Source organism: Glaciibacter superstes DSM 21135 (assembly GCF_000421145.1).
Taxonomy (GTDB): Bacteria; Actinomycetota; Actinomycetes; order Actinomycetales; family Microbacteriaceae; genus Cryobacterium; species Cryobacterium superstes.
Genome location: NZ_ATWH01000003.1, coordinates 109705 through 130963 on the forward strand (window position 1 = coordinate 109705; position 21259 = coordinate 130963).

Annotated in this window: 16 protein-coding genes; 5 read left to right on the top strand and 11 right to left on the bottom strand. The window is 65.6% G+C overall.

Annotated features, from left to right (window positions below; translation table 11 throughout):
- Positions 1–2: 2 nt before the first annotated feature.
- From infB to nusA, 3 genes are all read right to left on the bottom strand, one after another.
- A complete protein-coding gene (infB, locus tag K323_RS0104880) occupies positions 3–2891 on the bottom strand; it encodes a translation initiation factor IF-2 (RefSeq protein WP_022884168.1) in 2889 nt (962 codons plus the stop codon).
- A gap of 76 nt (positions 2892–2967) precedes the next feature.
- Positions 2968–3237: a YlxR family protein gene (locus K323_RS29310; protein ID WP_084697024.1), complete on the bottom strand. Its 270-nt coding sequence runs from the start codon at positions 3235–3237 to the stop codon at positions 2968–2970.
- 7 nt (positions 3238–3244) lie between these two features.
- Positions 3245–4255, bottom strand: coding sequence for a transcription termination factor NusA (gene nusA, locus K323_RS0104885; protein WP_022884169.1), 1011 nt, complete (start codon positions 4253–4255; stop codon positions 3245–3247).
- Between the two features lie 111 nt (positions 4256–4366).
- On the opposite strand from nusA, the gene K323_RS24305 reads away from it, so the two are divergent.
- Together K323_RS24305 and K323_RS24310 are read left to right on the top strand one after the other, a co-directional pair.
- Positions 4367–5209, top strand: a complete 843-nt coding sequence (locus K323_RS24305) for a DUF1206 domain-containing protein (protein ID WP_022884170.1) — start codon at positions 4367–4369, stop codon at positions 5207–5209.
- A gap of 191 nt (positions 5210–5400) precedes the next feature.
- Positions 5401–7917, top strand: a complete 2517-nt coding sequence (locus tag K323_RS24310; RefSeq protein WP_022884171.1) for a LamG-like jellyroll fold domain-containing protein — start codon at positions 5401–5403, stop codon at positions 7915–7917.
- 124 nt (positions 7918–8041) lie between these two features.
- Here the strand turns inward: K323_RS24310 and K323_RS0104900 are convergent, their stop codons facing one another.
- The 4 genes from K323_RS0104900 to ispG form a co-directional block, all read right to left on the bottom strand.
- Positions 8042–9805, bottom strand: coding sequence for a proline--tRNA ligase (locus K323_RS0104900; RefSeq protein WP_022884172.1), 1764 nt, complete (start codon positions 9803–9805; stop codon positions 8042–8044).
- Between the two features lie 9 nt (positions 9806–9814).
- Positions 9815–10279, bottom strand: coding sequence for an SRPBCC family protein (locus K323_RS0104905; RefSeq protein WP_022884173.1), 465 nt, complete (start codon positions 10277–10279; stop codon positions 9815–9817).
- 64 nt (positions 10280–10343) lie between these two features.
- Positions 10344–11219 (bottom strand): helix-turn-helix domain-containing protein, encoded by an 876-nt coding sequence (locus K323_RS28755; RefSeq protein WP_022884174.1) that lies wholly within the window; start codon positions 11217–11219, stop codon positions 10344–10346.
- A gap of 116 nt (positions 11220–11335) precedes the next feature.
- Positions 11336–12496: a flavodoxin-dependent (E)-4-hydroxy-3-methylbut-2-enyl-diphosphate synthase gene (ispG, locus tag K323_RS0104915; RefSeq protein ID WP_022884175.1), complete on the bottom strand. Its 1161-nt coding sequence runs from the start codon at positions 12494–12496 to the stop codon at positions 11336–11338.
- Positions 12497–12738: 242 nt separating this feature from the next.
- Here ispG and K323_RS0104920 point away from each other — a divergent pair, with 242 nt between their 5' ends.
- Complete coding sequence (locus tag K323_RS0104920; protein ID WP_026851243.1) at positions 12739–13923, top strand: acetyl-CoA C-acetyltransferase; 1185 nt, start codon at positions 12739–12741, stop codon at positions 13921–13923.
- 153 nt (positions 13924–14076) lie between these two features.
- Here the strand turns inward: K323_RS0104920 and K323_RS0104925 are convergent, their stop codons facing one another.
- Positions 14077–14805, bottom strand: coding sequence for a hypothetical protein (locus tag K323_RS0104925; RefSeq protein ID WP_022884177.1), 729 nt, complete (start codon positions 14803–14805; stop codon positions 14077–14079).
- Between the two features lie 265 nt (positions 14806–15070).
- Between K323_RS0104925 and K323_RS0104935 the strand changes: the two genes are divergently transcribed.
- Complete coding sequence (locus K323_RS0104935) at positions 15071–17824, top strand: helix-turn-helix transcriptional regulator (protein WP_084697027.1); 2754 nt, start codon at positions 15071–15073, stop codon at positions 17822–17824.
- Between the two features lie 136 nt (positions 17825–17960).
- Positions 17961–18557 (top strand): hypothetical protein, encoded by a 597-nt coding sequence (locus tag K323_RS0104940; RefSeq protein WP_157509348.1) that lies wholly within the window; start codon positions 17961–17963, stop codon positions 18555–18557.
- 189 nt (positions 18558–18746) lie between these two features.
- Here the strand turns inward: K323_RS0104940 and K323_RS0104945 are convergent, their stop codons facing one another.
- The 3 genes from K323_RS0104945 to K323_RS24320 all read right to left on the bottom strand — a co-directional run bounded on the left by K323_RS0104945 (position 18747) and on the right by K323_RS24320 (position 21232).
- On the bottom strand, positions 18747–19103 hold the full coding sequence (locus K323_RS0104945) for an SHOCT domain-containing protein (RefSeq protein WP_022884180.1): 357 nt from the start codon (positions 19101–19103) through the stop codon (positions 18747–18749).
- 157 nt (positions 19104–19260) lie between these two features.
- Positions 19261–19935, bottom strand: coding sequence for a response regulator transcription factor (locus K323_RS0104950; protein ID WP_022884181.1), 675 nt, complete (start codon positions 19933–19935; stop codon positions 19261–19263).
- Positions 19936–19945: 10 nt separating this feature from the next.
- The gene (locus K323_RS24320; RefSeq protein WP_022884182.1) at positions 19946–21232 is read right to left on the bottom strand and encodes a sensor histidine kinase; all 1287 of its coding nucleotides are present in this window, start codon (positions 21230–21232) and stop codon (positions 19946–19948) included.
- Positions 21233–21259 lie beyond the last annotated feature (27 nt).

Here is a 21259-nt window from a genome sequence, read left to right on the forward strand (position 1 = left end):
AGTTAGACTCGCGGCTTTTCTTTCAGCTCGATAGTTTCGATCTCATCACCGATCTCGATGTCGTTGAACTTGCCGAGGCCGATACCGGCTTCGAAGTCCGTGCGAACCTCGGTGACGTCGTCCTTGAATCGACGCAGCGACTCGATGGCCAGGGCATCCCCCACCACAACGCCGTCGCGGATGACCCGCGCCTTGGCGTTTCTGGTGATGGTCCCAGAGCGCACGATGACACCGGCGATGTTTCCGAACTTGGAAGAACGGAACACCTCGCGGATCTCGGCGATACCGCTCTGTACCTCTTCGTACTCTGGCTTGAGCATTCCGGTGAGGGAGTTCTCAATGTCTTCGAGTGCCGAGTAGATGACGGAATAGAACCGCACGTCGACGCCTTCGCGAGCTGCGCGCTCGCGCGCCTTCGTGTCTGGCCGAACGTTGAATCCGATGATGATGGCGTTGTCGACGGTGGCGAGGTTGACGTCGCTCTCCGTGACAGCACCAACACCGCGGTGGATGATGCGCAGCTGCACCGAATCGTCGACCTCGATCTTGAGGAGCGACTCTTCCAGTGCCTCGACGGCACCGGACACGTCGCCCTTGATGATGAGGTTGAGCGATTCGACCTTGCCCTCTTCGAGGGCGCGGGTGAAGTCCTCGAGGCTGATGCGCTTGCGAGCCTTGGCCAGCAGCGCGTTACGCTCTGCGGCTTCACGCTTCTCGGCGATCTGGCGGGCGGTGCGGTCTTCCTCGATGACGAGGAAGGTGTCACCGGCGCGCGGAACGCTGGAGAGCCCCTGCACCTGAACCGGACGAGACGGAAGCGCCTCGGCGACGGCGACGCCGTTCTCGTCAGCCATGGCGCGAACGCGGCCGTACGCCGTTCCCGCAACGATGGCGTCTCCGACGCGGAGCGTTCCTGACTGGATGAGCACGGTCGCAACCGCACCACGGCCCTTGTCGAGCTTGGCCTCAATGGCAACGCCACGAGCATCCTTGTCGGGGTTCGCCCGCATGTCGAGTCCGGCGTCAGCGGTCAGCAACACGGCGTCGAGGAGTTCCTGGATGCCGACATTGTTGCGCGCGGACACGTCGACGAACATGACGTCTCCACCGTATTCTTCGGCCACAAGACCGAACTCGGTGAGCTGCTGGCGCACCCGCTGCGGGTTGGCGTCTGGCTTGTCGATCTTGTTCACCGCGACCACGATCGGCACGTTGGCCGCCTGAGCGTGGTTGAGTGCCTCAATCGTCTGCGGCATGATGCCGTCGTCTGCCGCCACCACGAGGATCGCAATGTCGGTGACCTGCGCACCACGTGCTCGCATGGCGGTGAACGCCTCGTGACCCGGTGTGTCGATGAAGGTGATGGGACGTTCAATGCCCTCATGCTCTGCGACGACCTGGTAGGCACCGATGTGCTGCGTAATGCCGCCAGCTTCGCCTTCGACCACCTTGGAATTACGGATGGCGTCGAGCAGTCGGGTCTTACCGTGGTCGACGTGACCCATGACAGTGACGACCGGCGGGCGAGCCTGAAGCTGCTCGTCGGTTTCTTCTGCAAGTTCTTCATCGATGTCGATGTCGAAGCCGAGCAGCAGTTCGCGGTCCTCGTCTTCTGGGGACACCATCTGGATCTTGTAGCCGAGTTCGTCACCGAGGATGCCGAAAGTCGCCTCGTCGAGGGACTCCGTCGCCGTCGCCATCTCACCGAGGTGGAACAGCACAGTGACGAGGTTTCCGGGGCTGGCATCGATCTTGTCGGCGAAGTCCGTGATCGAAGCACCGCGGCGCAGGGTAACGATCGTTCCGCCGTCTCCGCGGGGGACGCTGACGCCACCCAGCGACGGGGCTTCGCGCAGTTCGAATTCCTGCCTCTTCGTGCGCTTCGACTTGCGAGCCTTGCTCTTACCGCCACCGCGACCGAAAGCACCGGCTGTGCCGCCACCAGGACCGCGACCGCGACCGCCGCCGCCGGCAGGCCGGGGAGCGCCGAAGCCGGGGGTGCCGCCTGGGGCTCCCGGACGGAAGCTCGGACGTGCGCCGCCACCCTGGGTCGGGCTCGGGTTGTTTCCGGCGCCGGGGCGTTGGAATCCGCCCGGACGCTGGCCGAAGCCGTTTGGACGCTGGCCCTGGCCAGGTCCGCCCGGACGCGGGGCTCCTGGACGAGGTGCTGCGGGGCGAGGGATGTTGCTGGGGTTGGGACGCTGGCCCATGCCCTGCGCGCTGGCGAACGGGTTGTTTCCCGGACGCGGTGTCGCTGGACGCTGGCCCATGCCCTGGTTGCTGGCGAACGGGTTGTTACCTGGACGCGGTGCACCAGGTCGCGGCACACCTGCGCCCTGCTGCGCGGCGTCGGTCTTCTCCGGCGCACCTGCGGCAGGGACATCAGCGACGGGTGCGTCTGGGCCAGTGGCGGCAGTGGCGGCAGTGGCGGCAGCCTTCTCAGCTGCCGCGGCCCTTTCGTGAGCCTGTGCTTGAGCCTGGCGCTCTGCGACCGTCAGCGGCGCGGCCAGCGCGGCAGCGGCATCCGTCGCCTGATCGGTATCCGACTCCGGCTCTGCAGGCACTTCGGCCTGTACGGGCTCGTCTACCGGCTTTGCGGGGCCGGGCCTGGCACCTGGCTTGGCCGCACCGGGCTTCGCGGGGCTTGAGTTGCCAGCGCTCGCTGTGCCGGTCGGTGCCTTCTCGGCAGCCGCCGGCGCGTCGGCCTTGGCCTGCGCTGCGCTGGCACCATCTGCTTCGATGGCGGCACGGAGCCGCCTCGCAACGGGGGGCTCAACACTCGAGGACGGTCCTTTGACGAACTCGCCCATTTCTTTCAATTTCGCAAGGGCTACCTTGCTGTCTACACCGAGTTCGCTCGCGATCTCGTGTACGCGTGGTTTCGCAGCCACAATTCTCCTGTTCCGGGCCTGCACCCGGAAAGGGGCAGGCCGTTAGTAACGGACGGGTCTCATTTCGAGCCGCTCATTAGTTATCCATTAGCCAATTCAGCCTGTTCTCTAGTGGTTTCGTGTCGAGGTTTCCGGTCGCGGATCCGGTCACACGAAGTGCACGCCCGAAAGCGCGTCGCCGCACCGCGTCCTGAAAGCACGACACGGTCGGATGCAACCACGCACCTCGTCCGGGCAGAGTGGCGGTTTCATCCACCACAAGTTCTGATTCCCGGGCTACAACCCTCAGAAGTGAGGACCGCGGAGCGCGTGAACGGCATCCAATGCACGTTCTAACGGGTTCCATGGTACCCCTATTCCGCGTCCTCCAGAATGCTGTCCGGCTGGATGTCGATTTTTGCGCCGGTCAGCTTGGCGGCGAGGCGGGCATTCTGGCCCTCCTTGCCGATGGCGAGCGAAAGCTGGTAATCAGGCACGAGAGCCCGCACCGCTTTGATCGATTCGTCAATGATGTAGGCGCTGGTCACCTTCGCCGGTGACAGAGCGCTCGCAACGAAGGTCGGCAGGTCTTCCGAGAAATCGACGATGTCGATCTTCTCATTGTTGAGCTCTGCCGTGACCGAGCGAACCCGCTGGCCGAGCTCGCCGATGCACGCACCCTTGGCGTTCACCCCCGGTTCCGTCGCACGCACGGCGATCTTCGTGCGGTGGCCGGCCTCGCGGGCAAGCGACACGATCTCGACGACGCCGCTTGCGATCTCGGGAACCTCGAGGGCGAACAGCTTGCGAACCAGCGACGGGTGGGTACGGGACACCGTGATCTGCGGGCCCTTCAGGCCCTTGCTCACGCTGGTCACATACACCCGAATGCGCGAGCCGTGATCATAGCTCTCGCCTGGAACCTGCTCTTCTGGGGGAAGGATCGCTTCGATCGTGCCGAGGTCGACGTGGATCATCCGCGGGTTCGGCCCTTGCTGAATGACGCCGGCGACGATGTCGCCCTCACGGCTGCGGAACTCGCCGAGCACCGCGTCGTCAGCGAGGTCGCGCAGGCGCTGGTTGATGACCTGCTTTGCGGCAAAGGCGGCGATGCGGCCGAAGTCGCTCGGCTCGTCAATGGCTTCGCCGATGACGTTGCCGTCTTCGTCGTGCTCTGGAACGTAGATGGAGACGTGACCGGTCTTGCGGTCGAGTTCCACCCGTGCGTCTGGATCTTCGTCAACGGCCTGCTTCATGTGCTCGCCCGGGTGGGTGTGCTTGAGATAGGCGGTCAGGATTGCCTGCTCGATGATCTGCGCGAGTTCCTCGAACGGGATCTCTTTCTCGCGCTCCATCAGCCGCAACATACTGAGGTCGATGTCCATGGCCGGCCTCCTCTATTCAGATAGTGCCGCCGCGAAAATCACGCGACGGGCTCAATCTCTCAAGATACCCGAATACGGACGATCCGGCTGCACCCGGGATACGCTGAGGCCGTGAATGCCCAATCACCGAACGACAGTGCAGAGTCGGCAAAGGAGTCGGCAAAGGATGCCGCCAGGAGCGCCGAGCGCTCCGCTCCGGTGCGTGCGCTGGCCAGGGGCGGCGTGGCGGTGGTCGGTCTCCTGCACATCATCATCGGTGCGATCGCGATCAGCGTCGCGACCGGGGCTGGCGGCGGGGAAGCAGATCAGTCCGGCGCGTTGCACCAATTGGCCAAGACCCCTGGCGGAACCATCGTGCTCTGGAGCGTGGTGATCGGCATGCTGGCCCTCATCGTGTGGCAGCTGCTCGAGGTGTTCCTCATGCCGATCACGGATGAGAAACGCAAGTGGGCCAAGCGTGTCGTCGAATTCGGCAAGGCCGTCGCTTACGTCATCATCGGATTCACCGCGTTCACGTTCGCGCGCGGTTCGTATGCCAGTTCGGAGGATGCCACCCAGGCGGCCAGCGCTCTGCTGCTCTCTGCGCCTGGTGGTGTGATCCTCCTCGCCGTCATCGGTGTGGTCGTGATCATCACCGGCGGCAGTTTTGTGTTCCGCGGCATCTCTACCAACTTCACCAGCGACATCCGGGTTCCCCCATCGCCTTACGGAGCCGTGGTCGTCACACTCGGTGTGATCGGTTATGTCGCGAAGGGGCTCATCATCGGGGTGGCCGGAGCAATGGTCGTGTATGCCGCGTTCACCACAGATTCGGACAAAGCTGCCGGACTCGACGGCGCCATCAAGTCGATAGCCGGATTGCCGTTCGGCAACGTGATCCTCTTCGCGACCGGCGTCGGGCTGATCGCGTACGGCGTGTTTTTCCTCGTTCGCGCGCGGCTCGTGCGGCTCTGACCCTGCGCTGGCATTCTTCAGCGCGGCACCGCGCGGCACCGCGCAGCACCGCAGCACGCCGGTGTTGGTCTGCCGTTGGCCGTGCCGTAACCGTTCGTTAGCGGAGTTTCCTCCTGGCCATCACGAGCCACTGCCAGCGTCAGCGGTACGTCCACTCGAACAGAATCGACTCGAACAGAATGGGAAGCCCAGTGCCTCGAAGACTCATCCGGACATCCGCCATCGTTATCACCTGCGCCTCGCTCTCCCTCGGGATCACTGTGCCAGGCGCGCAGGCCGTTCCGGTGGCGACCGGAGCCGACGCGGCCGATCTTGCCTCGCGATTCACGCTTGCGGTACTCCCCGATACGCAGTTCTACTCCCGGTATGCGACAGAGGAGACCGGAAACCAGTTCGGGAGTCAGTTCGGATCTGAACCCTTCTCCAGCCAGACCCGCTGGCTCGCTGATCACGACGACGACCTGAAGATCCCGTTTGTCACCCACCTCGGCGACGTGGTCGACCAGGTCGACCACCCACAGCAATGGGCGATCGCCGATACCGCGATGAGCAAGCTTGAAGACGGCGGAGTGCCGTACTCGATCCTTGCAGGCAACCACGATGTGCTGGACAGCAACGATTACCTCTACGACGACCAGTATGACCTCGCGAACGAGCCATACCTGCAGACCTTCAGCGCAGAGCGAGCGGCGGCGCAGTCCACCTTCGGCGGACGCGATGCAACCGGAATGAACGAATTCCACATCTTCGAAGCGGAGGGACAGCAGTACCTCGTACTCGCGCTGGCCTGGCGTGCGTCTGACGCCACCCTCGCGTGGGCGAACCAGGTACTGGCCGACCACCCGACGCTGCCGGCCATCCTCACCACTCACCAGGTCATCGACATCGAGCCAGACGGAATCACTCCGAAGGAGACCGAGTACGGCCTGCGGCTCTGGGACGGCCTCATCCGTGGCAACGACCAGATCTTCCTCACGCTGAACGGGCACTTCCACGGCGCCTCTCGCCTCGACAAGATCAACGACGCCGGGCACACGGTGACCGAGATGGTCATCGACTACCAGATGGCATACATGGGCGGCAACGGATATCTGAGCCTGTTCGAGTTCGACCTGACCAACAACGCCATCTCCGTCGAAACGGTGTCGCCGTGGGTCATCGAGAAGCCAGTGGAGACCTTGACCTCGTACGACCAGGCAATCCTCACGGGCCCCCACCAGCAGTTCACGATGCCGATCGACTTCCAGGCGAGATTCGCAGGGTTCAACCCGGACTTCGCGGCCGGATCCGCGGATGAACCGTCGCTGTCGCAGGAAGCGCGCGACCTGATACTCGCCGATTACACCGAGCCCACCCCCGTCGAAACCGAAGCGCCGGGCAACCGGGCTGACTTCATCGAACCGGAAGGCACCCTTGCGCACTGGCGCTTCGGCGACCAGCTTGACGGCGGTGCGGTTACGACGGTCGCCGAGGGCGGCATTGTTGAAGACGTGGTGGGCGAGAACGACCTGACCCGGGCATCCGTCGCCGACTCGGGCTCCCCCACCGCAGAGGTCGGAGATGTCACCTTCTCGCCTGACCACGCGAACCTCTCGTCAGACGGAGGCAGCATCTGCTTTGCCGACTCCGACCGCAACACCGGCCGGTTCAGCTACCTGTCGACGGATCCGACAGCACCGGTCAACGACGTCTCGTTCGACGACGGCTACACCATCGAGTCGTTCCTGAAACTCGACGCTGACTGGTCGGCGGAGAACAATCAGTGGATGATGGCGCTCATCCGCGGCGGAAACCGCAACGAGATGCCCGGCGTGCCATACGACCAGTGGGGCAACGGCGGGCCGGCTGTATTGGGTGTCTCCAATCTCAAGGAGGTGCAGTTCAGCGTCATCCCGAACCAGCCCGAGCTCGGCGACCGGGTGAACTGGTCAGGCGAGATCCAGGTCGACACCTGGATCCACGTGGCGGTCGTTAACGATCCGGATGCCCGCACCACAACTCTCTATGTCGAGGGGGCGCCCGTGCTGCGGAACGCCTTCGACACCGTCGGCCAAAGCTTCGTGGAGGATGCGCCTTGGTTCCTCGGCGCAGGCATGGACAACAACGCCGTGAACGGCGGCTGGCACGGCTGCATCGGCGAGACTCGCATCGTCGACCGTCCGCTGGAGAGCACAGAGTGGATGACCGCGCGTGCAGACCTCAGCACCCTGGCGATCGATGCCCCTGCCGGGACCGTTACCGCGGACACCAGCGTGTCTGCCGTGACCGGAACGGGGCTCGCCGGTGCCGACGTGACACTGGGCGGAGCACTCTCCGGCAGCACATCTGTCGCGGAGAACGGCACCTGGAGCGTTGACCTCGGCGCACCACTGGCGGCTGGCGACTATGCCTTCACCGCACGGCAGTCGCTCGGTGAGCGGTCGGCAGAGCCGGTGACGGGAGCGTTCAGCATCCTGGCACCGACAGTGCCACCGGTACCGACCGATCCCGGCGGGCCGGGTAGCGGGTCTGGCAGCGGGGACGGCAGCGGGGGCGGCACTGATCCGGCCGGTGCCGCGCCGTCTGACGATGGCTCGCTCGCCCACACTGGCGTCGACATCGGCTTGTTTGCCCCGCTGGGCGCAGTGCTCCTGCTGATCGGCGGCGCACTTGCCCTGCTGGTGTCACGACTGACGGAGCGCCGCAGAAGGGCGCGTGCCGCGGCCTAGCGGAAGCTCCACCGGCATCCGTTCGCGGCCCGCATTGTTTCGTGGCCCGCATTGTGGAGCTGGGCCCGTGATAAAACACGGGCCCCGTTCCATTTCGCGGGCGGCGAGCGCGCGGTTGGCTCGGTTAGCCCAGACGCGCGGCGATCTCGGCGACCGGCACCTGCTCGCGTTCGCCGGTGCGGCGGTCCCAGAACTCGACGATGCCGTCGGCAGCACCGCGGCCAACAATGACGATCTTCGGCACGCCGATCAGTTCAGCGTCGCCGAACTTGACGCCCGGCGATACCTTGGGCCGGTCGTCGTAGAGCACGTCGCGCCCCGTGCCCTCAATGGCCAGGGCGACGGACTCCGCCGTGTCGAAGACAACCTGTTCGCGTCCGGTGGCGATCACGTGCACGTCGAACGGCGACACCTCAGGCGGCCAGATCAGGCCCTTCTCGTCGTTGTTCAGCTCGGCGATGATCGCGAGGATGCGCGTGACGCCAATGCCGTACGAACCCATGGTCACCGTGACCAGCTTGCCGTTCGGGTCGAGCACCTTGAGTCCGAGCGCCTCGGCGTACTTGCGCCCGAGCTGGAAGACGTGGCCGATCTCCATGCCGCGAGCCAGTTCCACCGGGCCAGAGCCGTCTGGCGCCGGGTCACCGAAACGCACTTCTGCCGCTTCAACGGTGCCGTCTGCCTGAAAGTCTCGCCCTGCGACCAGCCCGAACACGTGCCGGCCGTGCTCGTTGGCGCCCGTGATCCAGCCGGTACCGTCGACGACGCGCGGGTCGACCAGATAACGGATGCCGGTGGCCGACTTCTCGCCGAGTACCGCTCCGGCGGCGGACCACGGCCCGATGTAGCCCTTGACCAGCCCGGGGTGGCGGGCGAAGTCGGTCTCGTTCGCTGCCTCGATCTCTGCTGGGGCGAATGCCACCTCCACGCGCTTGAGGTCGACCTCGCGGTCGCCGGGGAGGCCGATGACGACCAGTTCACGGGTGCCGTCAGGCTGCATCAGTGTGAGCACCACGTTCTTGAGGGTGTCTGCAGCGGTCCACGCGCGGCCGTCTGGCCGTGGGTGGGCGCTGTTGGCGCGGTCGACGAGGGTCTGGATGGTGGGGGTGTCTGGCGTGTCGAGGACCTCGGCGCCGGTCAGGTTCGTCCAATCGCGCGCCGGGGGCGCAATCGTCGTGAACGCCTCGACGTTGGCAGCGTAGCCGCCGGCCGAGCGCACGAAGGTGTCTTCGCCGACGGGGGTCGGGTGTAGGAACTCTTCGCTCTTCGAGCCGCCCATGGCGCCGGCATCCGCCTTGACGATCACGTATTCGAGGCCGAGCCGGGTGAAGATGCGTTCGTAGGCGTCACGCTGGGCCTGGTAGCTCTCGTCGAGTCCGGCATCCGTGTAATCGAACGAGTACGCGTCTTTCATGGTGAATTCGCGACCACGCAGGAGGCCGGCGCGAGGGCGCGCTTCGTCGCGGTACTTGTCCTGGATCTGGTAGATCGACAGCGGCAGGTCTTTGTAGCTGTTGTAGAGGTCTTTCACGAGCAGCGTGAAGACCTCCTCGTGTGTCGGTGCGAGGAGCATGTCAGAGCCCTTGCGGTCCTGCAGACGGAAAAGGGCGTCTCCGTACTCGTCCCAGCGACCGGAGAGCTCATACGGTTCGCGCGGCAGCAGAGCCGGGAAGTGCACCTCGTGGGCGCCGGCGTTCGTCATCTCCTCGCGGACGACGGTCTCGATCTTCGCCTTGACCCGCAGGCCGATCGGCAGCCAGGCGAAGACGCCCGGCGCCTGGCGACGGATGTATCCGGCCCGCACGAGCAGGCGGTGGCTGGTGACCTCGGCATCTGAGGGGTCTTCGCGGAGGGTACGGAGGAAGTAGTTCGAAAGGCGTGTGGGCACTCATCTACTTTAGAGCGCGTGTGGCCGTGGCCGGTCAATCCCCTGTTCCCGTGCGCCGCGCTCAACGAATTCCTTGAAGCGGGCGAGCTGTGTGCCGTCGGCTTTGGAGATCGCCGACCGAATCACCGGGCCGAGCAATTTCATCGCGCCCGCGGTCATCACGTCCGCCGTCAGGATCACCCGGCTGGTCGCATCCGTCAGCGTTTCGACTCGATACACATAGTCGGCCGTCACGCCGCCCTGAACCGATCGCAACGTCATCGACCGGCCGGGGTCGAGCTCGGTGATCGTGCTGGTGTTCTCCTTGCCCCTGGTGTGTAAGGTCACGACCGCGCCGGGAACCAGGTCGCCGGAGAGGGTCATCGAGTCGATCCCCGGGATCCAGACCGGCGCGTTCGCCAGGTCGGTCAACGCCGCCCAGGCCTTTTCGCCGGCCACCGAAACGGTCTCTTCTGTCGTGAATGCTTCAGTCATGTGGGAACCGTACGCGTGGGCGAGCCCGCGCGCATTGGACGAATTTCACACGTCGCTCGAAAATTCACACGTCGGGGTGCTGGCCGTCTCGGCGACGACTGAGGTCTGGCACAAATCCGGGCTCGGCATCGCCGTGCAGGTATCCCTGCCGTTGTGCAGACAGGTATTCCGTCGGGGTCACGCCCGTGAAACGCTTGAAATCGCGAATGAGATGCGCCTGGTCGAACCAGCCGAGTTCTGCGGCGAGGCCGGTCCAGGTCACCGTGCCGAATACATCGATCGATTCGACCAGCCGACGCAGGCGCAGGATGCGGCCGAGCGTGCGCGGCCCGATGCCGACGACCCGGCCGAACTCACGATCGAGGTGGCCGTGCGAGATTCCGAGCGTCGCCGCGATATCGACGGTCGAGGTTGCCGGGTTCTCCTTGAGGGTGGTCAGCGCGAGCTCGCACCGGTCGAGCGCAGGTTCTGACTCGTTGAGATCGACGCGGAGGCGATTGTCGATCCAGTCGATGGCGCGTTCAACATCGATGGATCCCACGAGGCTGGCCCTGGCCGTCTCAAAGGCGGGCCAGACGGATGCCGCGACCACGCGACCTCGGAGGGGTGCGGGGACGAAGCCGAGTGCCGCCTTCGCGCCGATGGCCGTCGTGACGATGCCGAAGCAGCGGGTGACTCCAGACGGCGCATTGACGATCGGCTCGTCGTGTGGACCGATGACAAAGCCACGTTCCGCCTCGTACGACTCCCCCGCACCGTTTCGCGGCGTCTGCACGATGGGGTCTCCGAGCACGATGCCGAGCACCGTTGAGCCGGTCGGTGCGATTCGCTCGCTGCCGAAGTCTGACAGGCCGTTCGCGTACCAGATCGACTCGACGTAGCGGCGCAACCGTCCCGTCGGTTCTCTGTGCCGATAGTCGAATGCCGTGCGTTCAGCCACACTTCCAGTGTGGCGACCCGGCGCCAAAGTAGGAAGGGTGCGTCACAACACGTCGATTAATCCTCGTTTGGCGCGCTTCATGCCAATTGATCCTCGTTTGGCAACCGCATCGCGGCTCAGTGGGCGCCGACGGTGACCTTCGGCTCGCCGGTGCTGGTGTCGCTCGCCGGCATCTCTGCGGCGATGCGGTTCGCCTCTTCGATGAGGGTGGCCACGATCTCCGACTCCGGAACGGTCTTGATGACCTGGCCCTTGACGAAGATCTGGCCCTTGCCGTTGCCGGAGGCAACGCCGAGGTCGGCCTCCCGAGCCTCGCCTGGTCCATTGACGACACACCCCATGACGGCCACTCGCAGCGGCACCGTCATGCCCTCAAGGCCATCCGTCACGTCGTTCGCAAGCTTGTAGACGTCAACCTGCGCACGCCCGCAGCTCGGGCAGGAGACGATCTCGAGCTTGCGCTCACGCAGGTTCAGAGATTGCAGGATCTGCAGGCCGACCTTGATCTCCTCCACCGGCGGCGCAGACAACGAGACCCTGATGGTGTCGCCGATGCCCTCGGAGAGCAGGATGCCGAACGCCGTCGCGCTCTTGATGGTGCCCTGGAATGACGGACCGGCCTCCGTGACGCCCAGGTGAAGCGGCCAGTCGCCGCGTTCTGCGAGCATCCGGTAGGCCTTGACCATCACGATCGGGTCGTTGTGCTTGACCGAGATCTTGAAGTCGTGGAAGTCGTGTTCCTCGAACAGGCTGGCTTCCCAGACAGCGCTCTCGACGAGTGCCTCGGCTGTCGCCTTGCCGTACTTCTGCAGCAGGCTCGGCTCGAGCGAACCCGCGTTCACGCCGATGCGCAGCGACACGTCTGCGGCTTTGGCTGCTGCAGCGATCTTGCCGATCTGGTCGTCGAACTTGCGGATGTTGCCGGGGTTGACGCGCACTGCCGCGCAGCCGGCGTCAATCGCAGCGAACACGTAGTTTGGCTGGAAGTGGATGTCGGCGATCACCGGGATCTGGCTCTTCTTGGCGATGATCGGCAGCGCCTCAGCATCGTCCCTGCTCGGCACCGCGACGCGCACAATGTCGCATCCGGATGCCGTCAGTTCGGCGATCTGCTGAAGCGTCGCGTTGATGTTGGGAGTCGGCGTCGTCGTCATCGACTGGACACTGATCTGGGCGCCGCCGCCGACCAGGACCTTGCCGACTTTGATCTGACGGGACTTTCGTCTGGGAGCGAGTACCTCAGGTACTTTGGGCATCCCCAAGTTGATTGCAGCCACGTGGTCAGCTTACGCGCCGCGGACGAACGGATGCTGAGTGCCCCTCGCCGCCGGATGCCCCGTGACTGCCGAACACCCGCCGGTTGTCGCCGATTGCGCCCAGCGACGCCGTTCTACCGACGATTGTGGGCGCGAACGGCGATTGCGGGCAACGAAACGGCGTCGACACCGAACTAGGCTGGATGCACGATCTTCCGGCCGGACGGGCCTTCTACGGATCCACACCAGACAAAGGAGTCGCCATGAGCGCACACGACGTCGTCATCATCGCCGGTTCACGCACCCCACAGGGTCGCATCAACGGGCAGTTGTCCTCCCTCACCGCCGTTCAGCTCGGAGCGGCCGCAATCGCCGGCGCGCTTGACCGGGCCGGCGTCGCGCCAGACCAGGTGGACACCGTGCTGATGGGACAGGTACTCCAGGCAGGCTGCGGCCAGAACCCGGCCAGGCAGAGCGCGATCGCCGCAGGTATCCCGTGGAATGTTCCGGCGATGACGCTCAACAAGGTCTGCCTCTCTGGACTCGCGGCCGTGGTTGACGCAGCCAGGCTCATCCGTCTCGGTGAAGCTACCGTGGTTGTCGCCGGCGGCCAGGAGTCGATGTCGAAAGCGCCGCACCTGCTGTCGGGCTCCCGTCAGGGCTGGGCATACGGCAGCGTGACCGCGCTGGACCACGCCGCACACGACGGGCTGACGGATGCCTTCGACGGGTTGTCGATGGGCCTCTCGACCGAGCAGATCAACGGCAAGCTCGGCATCGACCGCATGAGACAGGATGAGATCGCGGCCGGGTCGCACCAGCGCGCCGCCGCTGCGCAGTCGGCTGGCCTGTTCGATGACGAGATCACACCGATCAGCGTCCCTCAGCGAAAGGGCGACCCGCTAGTGATCAGCAGCGACGAGGGGGTGCGCGGGGACAGCACAACGGACACCCTCGGGCGACTGCGCCCGGCGTTCTCGAAAGAGGGCACCATCACGGCGGGAAATTCCTCGCCGCTCTCCGATGGAGCCAGTGCGGTTGTGGTGGCGAGCCGCGCCTGGGCCGAAGAGAACGGGCTCGCCTGGCTGGCCGTCGTCGAAGCGTCAGGGCACGTGGCCGGGCCGGACAATTCCCTGCATTCTCAGCCGTCGAACGCCATCGCTGCGGCGCTCGCCAGAGCGGGCTGGCAGGCAGGCGACCTCGACCTGGTCGAGATCAACGAGGCCTTCGCCGCTGTCGCCCTGCAGTCGAGTCAGGACCTCAGCATCTCACGCGAGAAAGTGAACATCCACGGCGGTGCGATCGCGATCGGGCACCCGATCGGTGCATCCGGCGCACGACTGGCACTGCACGCCGCCCTCGAACTGGCCAGGCGCGGCAGCGGAAAGGCCGCCGTGTCGCTCTGCGGTGGCGGCGGCCAGGGTGAGGCCCTGCTTCTCTCGCGTTAGGCATCCGCTCGCCGTGGTCGTGGCGTGCAGCCCGTTGGCGCCCAAACACGCCCAGAACCGCCGTTCGTGCCGAGAATCGCTGGAACAGCGGCGATTCCCGGCATTTGCGGCGATCCTCGGCACAGCGGCCGCTGTACGTCTGCCTCTGTCGTCTCAGACGCCGTAGTTCTTTGCCGGCGCGAGGATGACGACGACGGTGGCCGGCGAACCCTCCAGCCGAACGAACACCGAATGCGTCAGGTCCGTCCCCTCGCTGCTCGTCGCCACCGAGAGCTCATCGTAGGTTCCGTCCAGCACAGGGGCACCGGAGACCGTGAACGACTGGAGCGTACCTGGAACCAGTGCCTGGACCTCTGTCTCTGAGAGCCCGACCGCCACAAGTTCAGCGGTCGACACCGACAGCCCGCCGGCGCTCGGCCCCTCCACCCGCACGTACCAGTCAGGTTCGAGTGGTGCATCCACCGGAGGGTCGACGTCGTTCAGCGTGAGGCCGTCCCACACATAATTGGTACCCGGCGGGGTCTCGATACCTCCCGGGTGCCCGATCACGATGGGCGGTGCTCCTGTGGCGGTGGTGATCCTCGCAACAACGTCGGCGATCGGGTCGAAATACCCCATCGACTCGAGGATGTCTCCTGTGCCATTTGTGATCTGCAGTCCGTCGGAGCGCACCAGGATCGTCGTCGGCGCGAGCAGCGGATCCGCGGACGGGGTCGCGGTCGCCGACGATGTGCCCGGCGTCTCCGTGGGCGTCGCCGAACCGATCACCGGCTCGGCATCGATGCCGTCGGCGGAGCCCGCGGGCATGCACCCAGCGAAACTGAGCGCGATCACCACGCTAAACGCGGCAACCAGGACGAGCGGCGTTCTTCGGTTGTCCATGTGTCCCCCTTGAGTTGCCGAGCTAGGTCGATTGTGCACCCTTGCGAACGGAGGTGCGAACGGCAACACCGCCGGCAAGGATCAGACCGAGAGCGAGAGCCATCAGCCGACCGTCTTCGCCGTTACGACACGCAATTCCAGTTGAATCCTGCTCGAACGGGTGCCACCGCGGCATCCGTGGGCCACACTGGGGTGTACCGGAGGGCACGACAAGGCAGTCGGGCACAAGTCAGTCCGCAACTGGGCAAGTCTGGGGGAAGCACACGTGAGCGAACCGCGCGTCCAACTCCTGGCGCGAATGATTTCCGTGGCGGCGGGAACGCGGACGGGCGCCCCAGTCGTACTGGGGATCAGGGCTGGGATCGGATTCGGAAAGACCTGGCTTCTCGACCGGCTTGCCGAGCAGCTGCCGCCGGACACGCTGGTACTGCGCTGTGTCGGCCACCCCGCAGAGACAGAGCTGCCGTATGCCGCCGTGCATGCGCTCATCTCGCCACTGCTCGGCCGACTGGGCGAGCTTCCGGTGAGGCAGGCGGAAGCCGTCACCGCAGCCCTGGCGATTGATCCCGGTACACCAAGGGACCCACTTGCTCTGTCTGCCGGGCTCCATGGCCTCATCACGCTGGGGGCGGAATCCCGCCCGGTTATCGTCCTGGTCGACGACCTGCAATGGCTCGACGAGCCCTCACGGCTCGCGCTGACCTTCGCAGCGCGACGATTACGCGCTGACGCCGTATTCATGGTGTTCGCGGGACGCCCGGGTGACGACCGCCCATGGCCGGTCGTCGAAGAACACGTGATAAACCTTTGGCCCGTTTCTGAGAGCGAAAGTCGTGGCATCCTTGCGGCCGCATACCCTGACCTCAGTGCGGCAGCTGCCAGGGAGTTGTCCGATCGAGCGGGCGGGCTCCCTTTGGCCCTGGTCCAGCTTCCGGCCGAGTTGAACCAGGCTCAGCGAAGTGGCGAAGAACCGCTGCCGACAGCACTACGGCTTGGCACACGGCTCGAACAGTTCTATTCGACCAGGATGCGGCATATGGGCCAGGCAGGTCGCGTGGCGCTGGCACTTGCAAGCCTCGAGGAACTCGACCTGGCCAGCCTGAAGGCCGCGCTCGCTGAGCTCGGCGGCGACCTCACCCTTCTGGCCGAAGCCGAGCGCAGTGGTTTGCTGCAGATCGACGAGTCCGGCTGTCGCTTCTCCCACCCGACCGTTCGCTCCGCGGCTCAAGCGGCTGTGGGCTACTCGGATATCCAGGCCGCCCGCCGCGCAATCCTTGCTGTCCTGCCAAAGGATTCGCCCAGGCGAGCCCGACATCTGGATGCCCTGGCGGATGGAATCAATGAAGAGGCAGCTACCGCTCTCGACTCGGCCGCTGCCGACGCCTGGTCGCGCTCCGCTTTCTCCCAGGCAGCATCGGCGTGGGAGCGTTCAGCCGCTCGAACCAGCGACAGGGAGCGATCCACCCTCAGGCTCGGGCAGGCAGTCGAGGCACACCTGCGGGCAGGATCGGGCGCTCCTCTGGTGGGGCTCCTCCAGCGACTCGCTTCCGATGCAGACAGTCCGGAGGAAGAAGCAAAGTGGCTGTCGCTGCTCCAGGTGACCGGGCTGCACAGCGATCTGGCAACCGGCGCACCCGATCGGGAACGGCAGCTGGCAGCGCACCTGGCTCCGACACAACCGTCCGCCGCGTCAACCCTGCTCACAACGTGTGCGTTGACCATGGCCATATCCGGTTGGTTCGGCCTGGCCCGAGAAATGATCGACGAACTGCGAACGCTGCTGCCCGATTACGAGTTCCCGGCGGCAGAGGCGCTCGTGCACGACATCGTCGACGTACTGACCGGTCGACCTGGCTCCGGTGCGATCCTGCGATCGGACTGGTCGGATGAGTTGTCAGACGCTGAAGTGAGTTCTCCGGCAACGCCCGTTTCACCGGCGACGACGATTCTCGCCTGGATGGGTGAGAGTGATGACGCCCTCCGCATCATTGACCGAGTGCGAACGGTGCTGCACGCACGGGGACAGGTCAGCCTGCTCGGACTCTCCCTCGGCCAGCGCGCCGTCATCCTCGACGCCCGTGGAGAGTGGGCAGAGGCCGCGGCCAGCTACCAGAGTGCGGTAGAACTGATCCTGGCCGGGGATTTCACCGGACCGCTGCCGCACCTGAGGCTGCGCCATGCCTGGCTGCTCGCAGCTCGGGGTGAGCACGAACGCGCACGAGAGATTGTTTCCGAAATGAAAAGGAGCGCACAGTTCGAGCTCCCCATCCATCGGCATCTGACCCTCTGCGTGGAAGGTCAGCTCGAACTCGGAGCGGGCAACGCTGCCGCTGCGGCCGCACGATTGACAGAGGCGGCGGCGTGCGAGCGGGAGATGGGGTTGGTCGAACCGGCATTCCTGGGGAGATTCGCCGATTATTTCGATGCCATGTGGCGCCTGGATCGTCACGCTGAAGCGGTGTCGGAGCTCGACGACTTTGAGCAGCGCGCCCACAACGCCGACCGGATCTCGTCACTCGCGATCGCCGCACGGTGCAGGGCCATCGCCGGTGACGCAGCGGGCGCCGATGCCGCCTTCAGCCACGCGCTGGATCTGCACGCGGCATCCGGCGATCCGTTCCAGACCGCGAGGACGCACCTGGCCTTCGGTCAAAGCCTGCGCCGCCGCCGGCGCAAAGCGGAGGCCATTGGTGAGCTGCATTTGGCCAAGCAGATGTTCGAACGGCTCGGCGCCACCCCCTGGCTGGCCATCGTGATCGCCGAACTGACGGCATGCGGTGAGCGACGCGCGCACGATGCCGGGGCCGCTGGGCCACTCAGCGAGCTCACTCCGCGTGAACTCGAGGTCGCACTCACAGTTGCGGCCGGTGCCAGCAACCCGGAAGCGGCCGCCCGGCTGTTCATCTCACGCCGTACCGTCGAATACCATCTCGCCGGCGTGTTCCGGAAGCTCGGCGTGACCTCTCGCACCGGGCTCTCCGAGGCGGTGCGTTCCGCCGAGTCACCCGGGTCCGCCTGACCTGCGCTCGTGGAGTGCCGTCTGGTGTCCTCCTGCGCCGAAACCCCGAAGAAACGTGGCAAGCCCCACGTACTGGTGAGGGTCACGGATGACCGGAGCCGCCGCATCCGATTGGCTGGTTCAGTGGAGGGAACCGATGAAACGAACACTCGTATTTCTAGTCCTTATCGGTGTTGCATTGACCGGTTGCTCAGCCGGCGCCGGTTCCGAGAAGTCTGCGCAGACGAAACCGTCCGCCGCGTCAGATGACGGTAAGTCAGATGAGACTGAACCGGTGGAAGCCGAGCCCGCTGACGAACCGGCCGCCGAACCGGCCAAGACGGATGGGTGCCTTGGCATTTCTCCCGACGCCCTGACCCAGCTGGTCGGGTCCGATCTCGGCGAAGCACAGAAAGGGTCGACCAACGTCACCGTCAACGAGATCAAATGGACCGCCGACCGGTGCGAATGGGGCGACAGGGACACCCTGGAAGTAATTGTGAGCTCGGCAGACAAGGCCGCATTCCCTGATTCAGCCGTATTCTGTGAGCTGTCAGGGCTCGATCCTGAGCCGGTCAGTGGTATCGGCGAGGCTGCTTCGTGGGACTTCATGGAGATCAACGGCGCGTCAGGAAAACTTGTCGTATGCACCCAGGACCGCTGGGTGAGCATCCGCATGCGAGCCCCGACCGCTGATACCGCTGCGTTCCGGGACCAGTCGATAGAACTCGCCCGCCTCGCGCTCGCCGCGTGAAGCCAGTCGACGCCAGTCGACGCCACGCCGAGAATCGCCGTTCACACCGGGAATCGCTGTAGGAGCGGCGATTCGAGGCGTGAACAGCGATTCTGGGCGAGCGAGTCAGGCGGGCGGGCGGGCGGGCGAGTCAGGCTAGCGAGTCGGGCGAGCGAGCGGAGCGGGATCGCTGCCCCGTGCCCGGCGGGACTACTTGGGCGGAATCTGGGTGTCCGGGCGATTGGCCCGCAGCACCTCGAGCCTGGCACGGTACTCGACCTCGTTGATGTCGCCCTGCGCGAAGCGCTCGGCCAGGGTCTTCTCGGCGCTGCGGGAATCCGCCTGGGCCTGAGCATGCCAGCCGCCAGGGCCACCGTAGTACTCGCCCGCTACGGCACGACGGCGCCAACGGCGACCGAAGACGGCAAAGAGGGTCACGAAGACGGCGATCCAGAACAGCGGGATCAGCAGGAAGAGCCAGCCACCTCCGCCTCCGCCACCCCAGCCCCAGCCGTTGTGGGTGGCCAGGCTGGTGGTTGCGGCGGTGAGTAATGCACTGGAAATCATGGGGAGTCCAATCGTGGTGTGTCGGTTCGGCTCCGTCTGGAACCGATACCTCCACACTTCCGTCTGGCACGCCGCCGCGAATCTGCCCACGGGAGGCATTCCGCGTACTCCCCCGGGAGCAGTCTCGCCTAAGAGACGCCTCCCTACAGGCTGGCCTTCACTGGCCGGCCTTCACCAGGCCGGCCTCGTACGCAACGATGACCAGCTGCACTCGGTCCCTGGCCGAAAGCTTCGACATGATGCGCGACACGTGGGTCTTCGCGGTCAGCGGGCTCAGGAACAACCGCGCACCGATCTCGGCGTTCGTCAAGCCGCGCCCGACGAGCCCGAGCACCTCCCGTTCGCGGTCGGTGAGCGCATCGAGCGACGGCTTCCGCGCATCGTCCGCCATCCCAGACGCCATCAGTCCGCTTGCCATCCGCTCCAGCAACCGTCTGGTGACACCGGGAGAAAGCAACCCGTCGCCGGCGGCAACAACGCGCACCGCACGGATGAGTTCTGCCGGCTCCGTATCTTTCACCAGGAAGCCGCTCGCCCCCGCTCGAATCGCCCGCGCCACGTACTCGTCGAGCTCGAACGTCGTGACGATCACGATGTGCGTGCCCGACAGTCCGGGGTCGGCGACGATCTGCTCTGTCGCCCAGAGCCCGTCGCCGTCCGGCATCCGGATGTCCATCAGCACCACATCGGGCCGGTGCCTGGCAACCGCATCCACGGCTTCGCGCCCCGTCGCCGCCTGCGCGGCCACCTCGATGTCGGGCTCAGAGCCGAAGAGCGCGGCAAAACCAGCCCTGATCAGCTGCTGGTCATCAGCGATGACGATCTTGATCATGCTCTGCGCCTCATCTCGTGGCAGGCCTCAGCGGCAGGCGGGCATCCACCCGAAAGCCGTGCTCGTCAGACCGAGTGAAACGCACGCTTCCACCGAGCAGTTCTGCGCGCTCGCGCATTCCGAGCAAGCCCCCGCCGGGAACGAACTCGCCGTGTCCCGCTGACGGCAGTCCGTCATCCGTCACCGTCAACAGGTAGCTGCCCCGGTCGACGCCGAGATAAACGGATGCGGTGGCCGCCTGGGCGTGCCGCAAGACGTTGGTGAGCGCCTCCTGGCAGATCCGATAGAGCGCGAGCTGGGTGGCGGCCGGCACTGCGGCTTCTGCGTGCAGCGCATTGACGTCGTCGATGCTCAGCCCTTGGGCACGGAAGGACTCGATCAGCGCCGGCAGCCCTGCCAGGTCGGGCTCTGGCATCAGCGGAGGTGCGCCGGAGCCCCTGCCGTCAGTACTGTCCGACGTGTCGGAGCGGAGGATCCCGAGGACCATCCGCACCTCCTGCAGAGCGTTCTTACTCGTGCTTTTGATGCTCGCAAGGGCCTCTGCCGCCTTGTCTGGCTGGCTCTCGATCAGGTGCAGTCCGACTCCGGCCTGCACGTTGATCTGGGAGAGCGAGTGGGCCAGCACGTCGTGGAGCTCCCTGGCGATTCGCACGCGTTCGCGCTGTTCGGCGCTCATGCGCCGCTGGTCCATGGCACGTCGCGCTTCCTGGATGCGATCGCTGCGGCGCCGCAGCGTCTCGCCGATCCCCATCAGAATGACCAGTCCGAGGGTGGTGAGCGCGACACGAAGCGGGTGGTAGAACACTCCGTAGAGACTCGCGAGGGCGACGGTCGCCACCCAGGCGCCGGCGACGGATGCGTACACCCAGATCCGTGCGCCACGCACGATCGCGAGGACGATGGCGAACGCCGCCGCCGCGTACGGGAAGCCGATGTCGGGTTGCACCAGGAGCACGATGGCGATCAGAAGCGCGTTGACGGCCGCAACCGGGCCGGGATGGCGCCGTGCGGCGATCAGCGTGAGGGGGCCGGCGATCGCCAGCGCAAGAACGAGGATTCCCGTTCCTGACCAGTCGAATCCGGACCAGCCCTGTTCAGACCAGTCCTGTTGAAACCAGCCCTGTTCAGACCTGCCCTGTTCTGACTGGACTCGGCCGCGCCAGAGTTGGAACAGCACAGCCGGCACCTGCAGGAGGAATGAGATGGCGACGGGAAGCCACAGCCGAACCCCAGGCGGCATGCCGCGGCCGGGCACGCGCTGGCCCCATGCCGCGTCGCTTGCCCAGGGTGGTGCCATCCCTCGATGCTACTTCCCGGCCGGGCA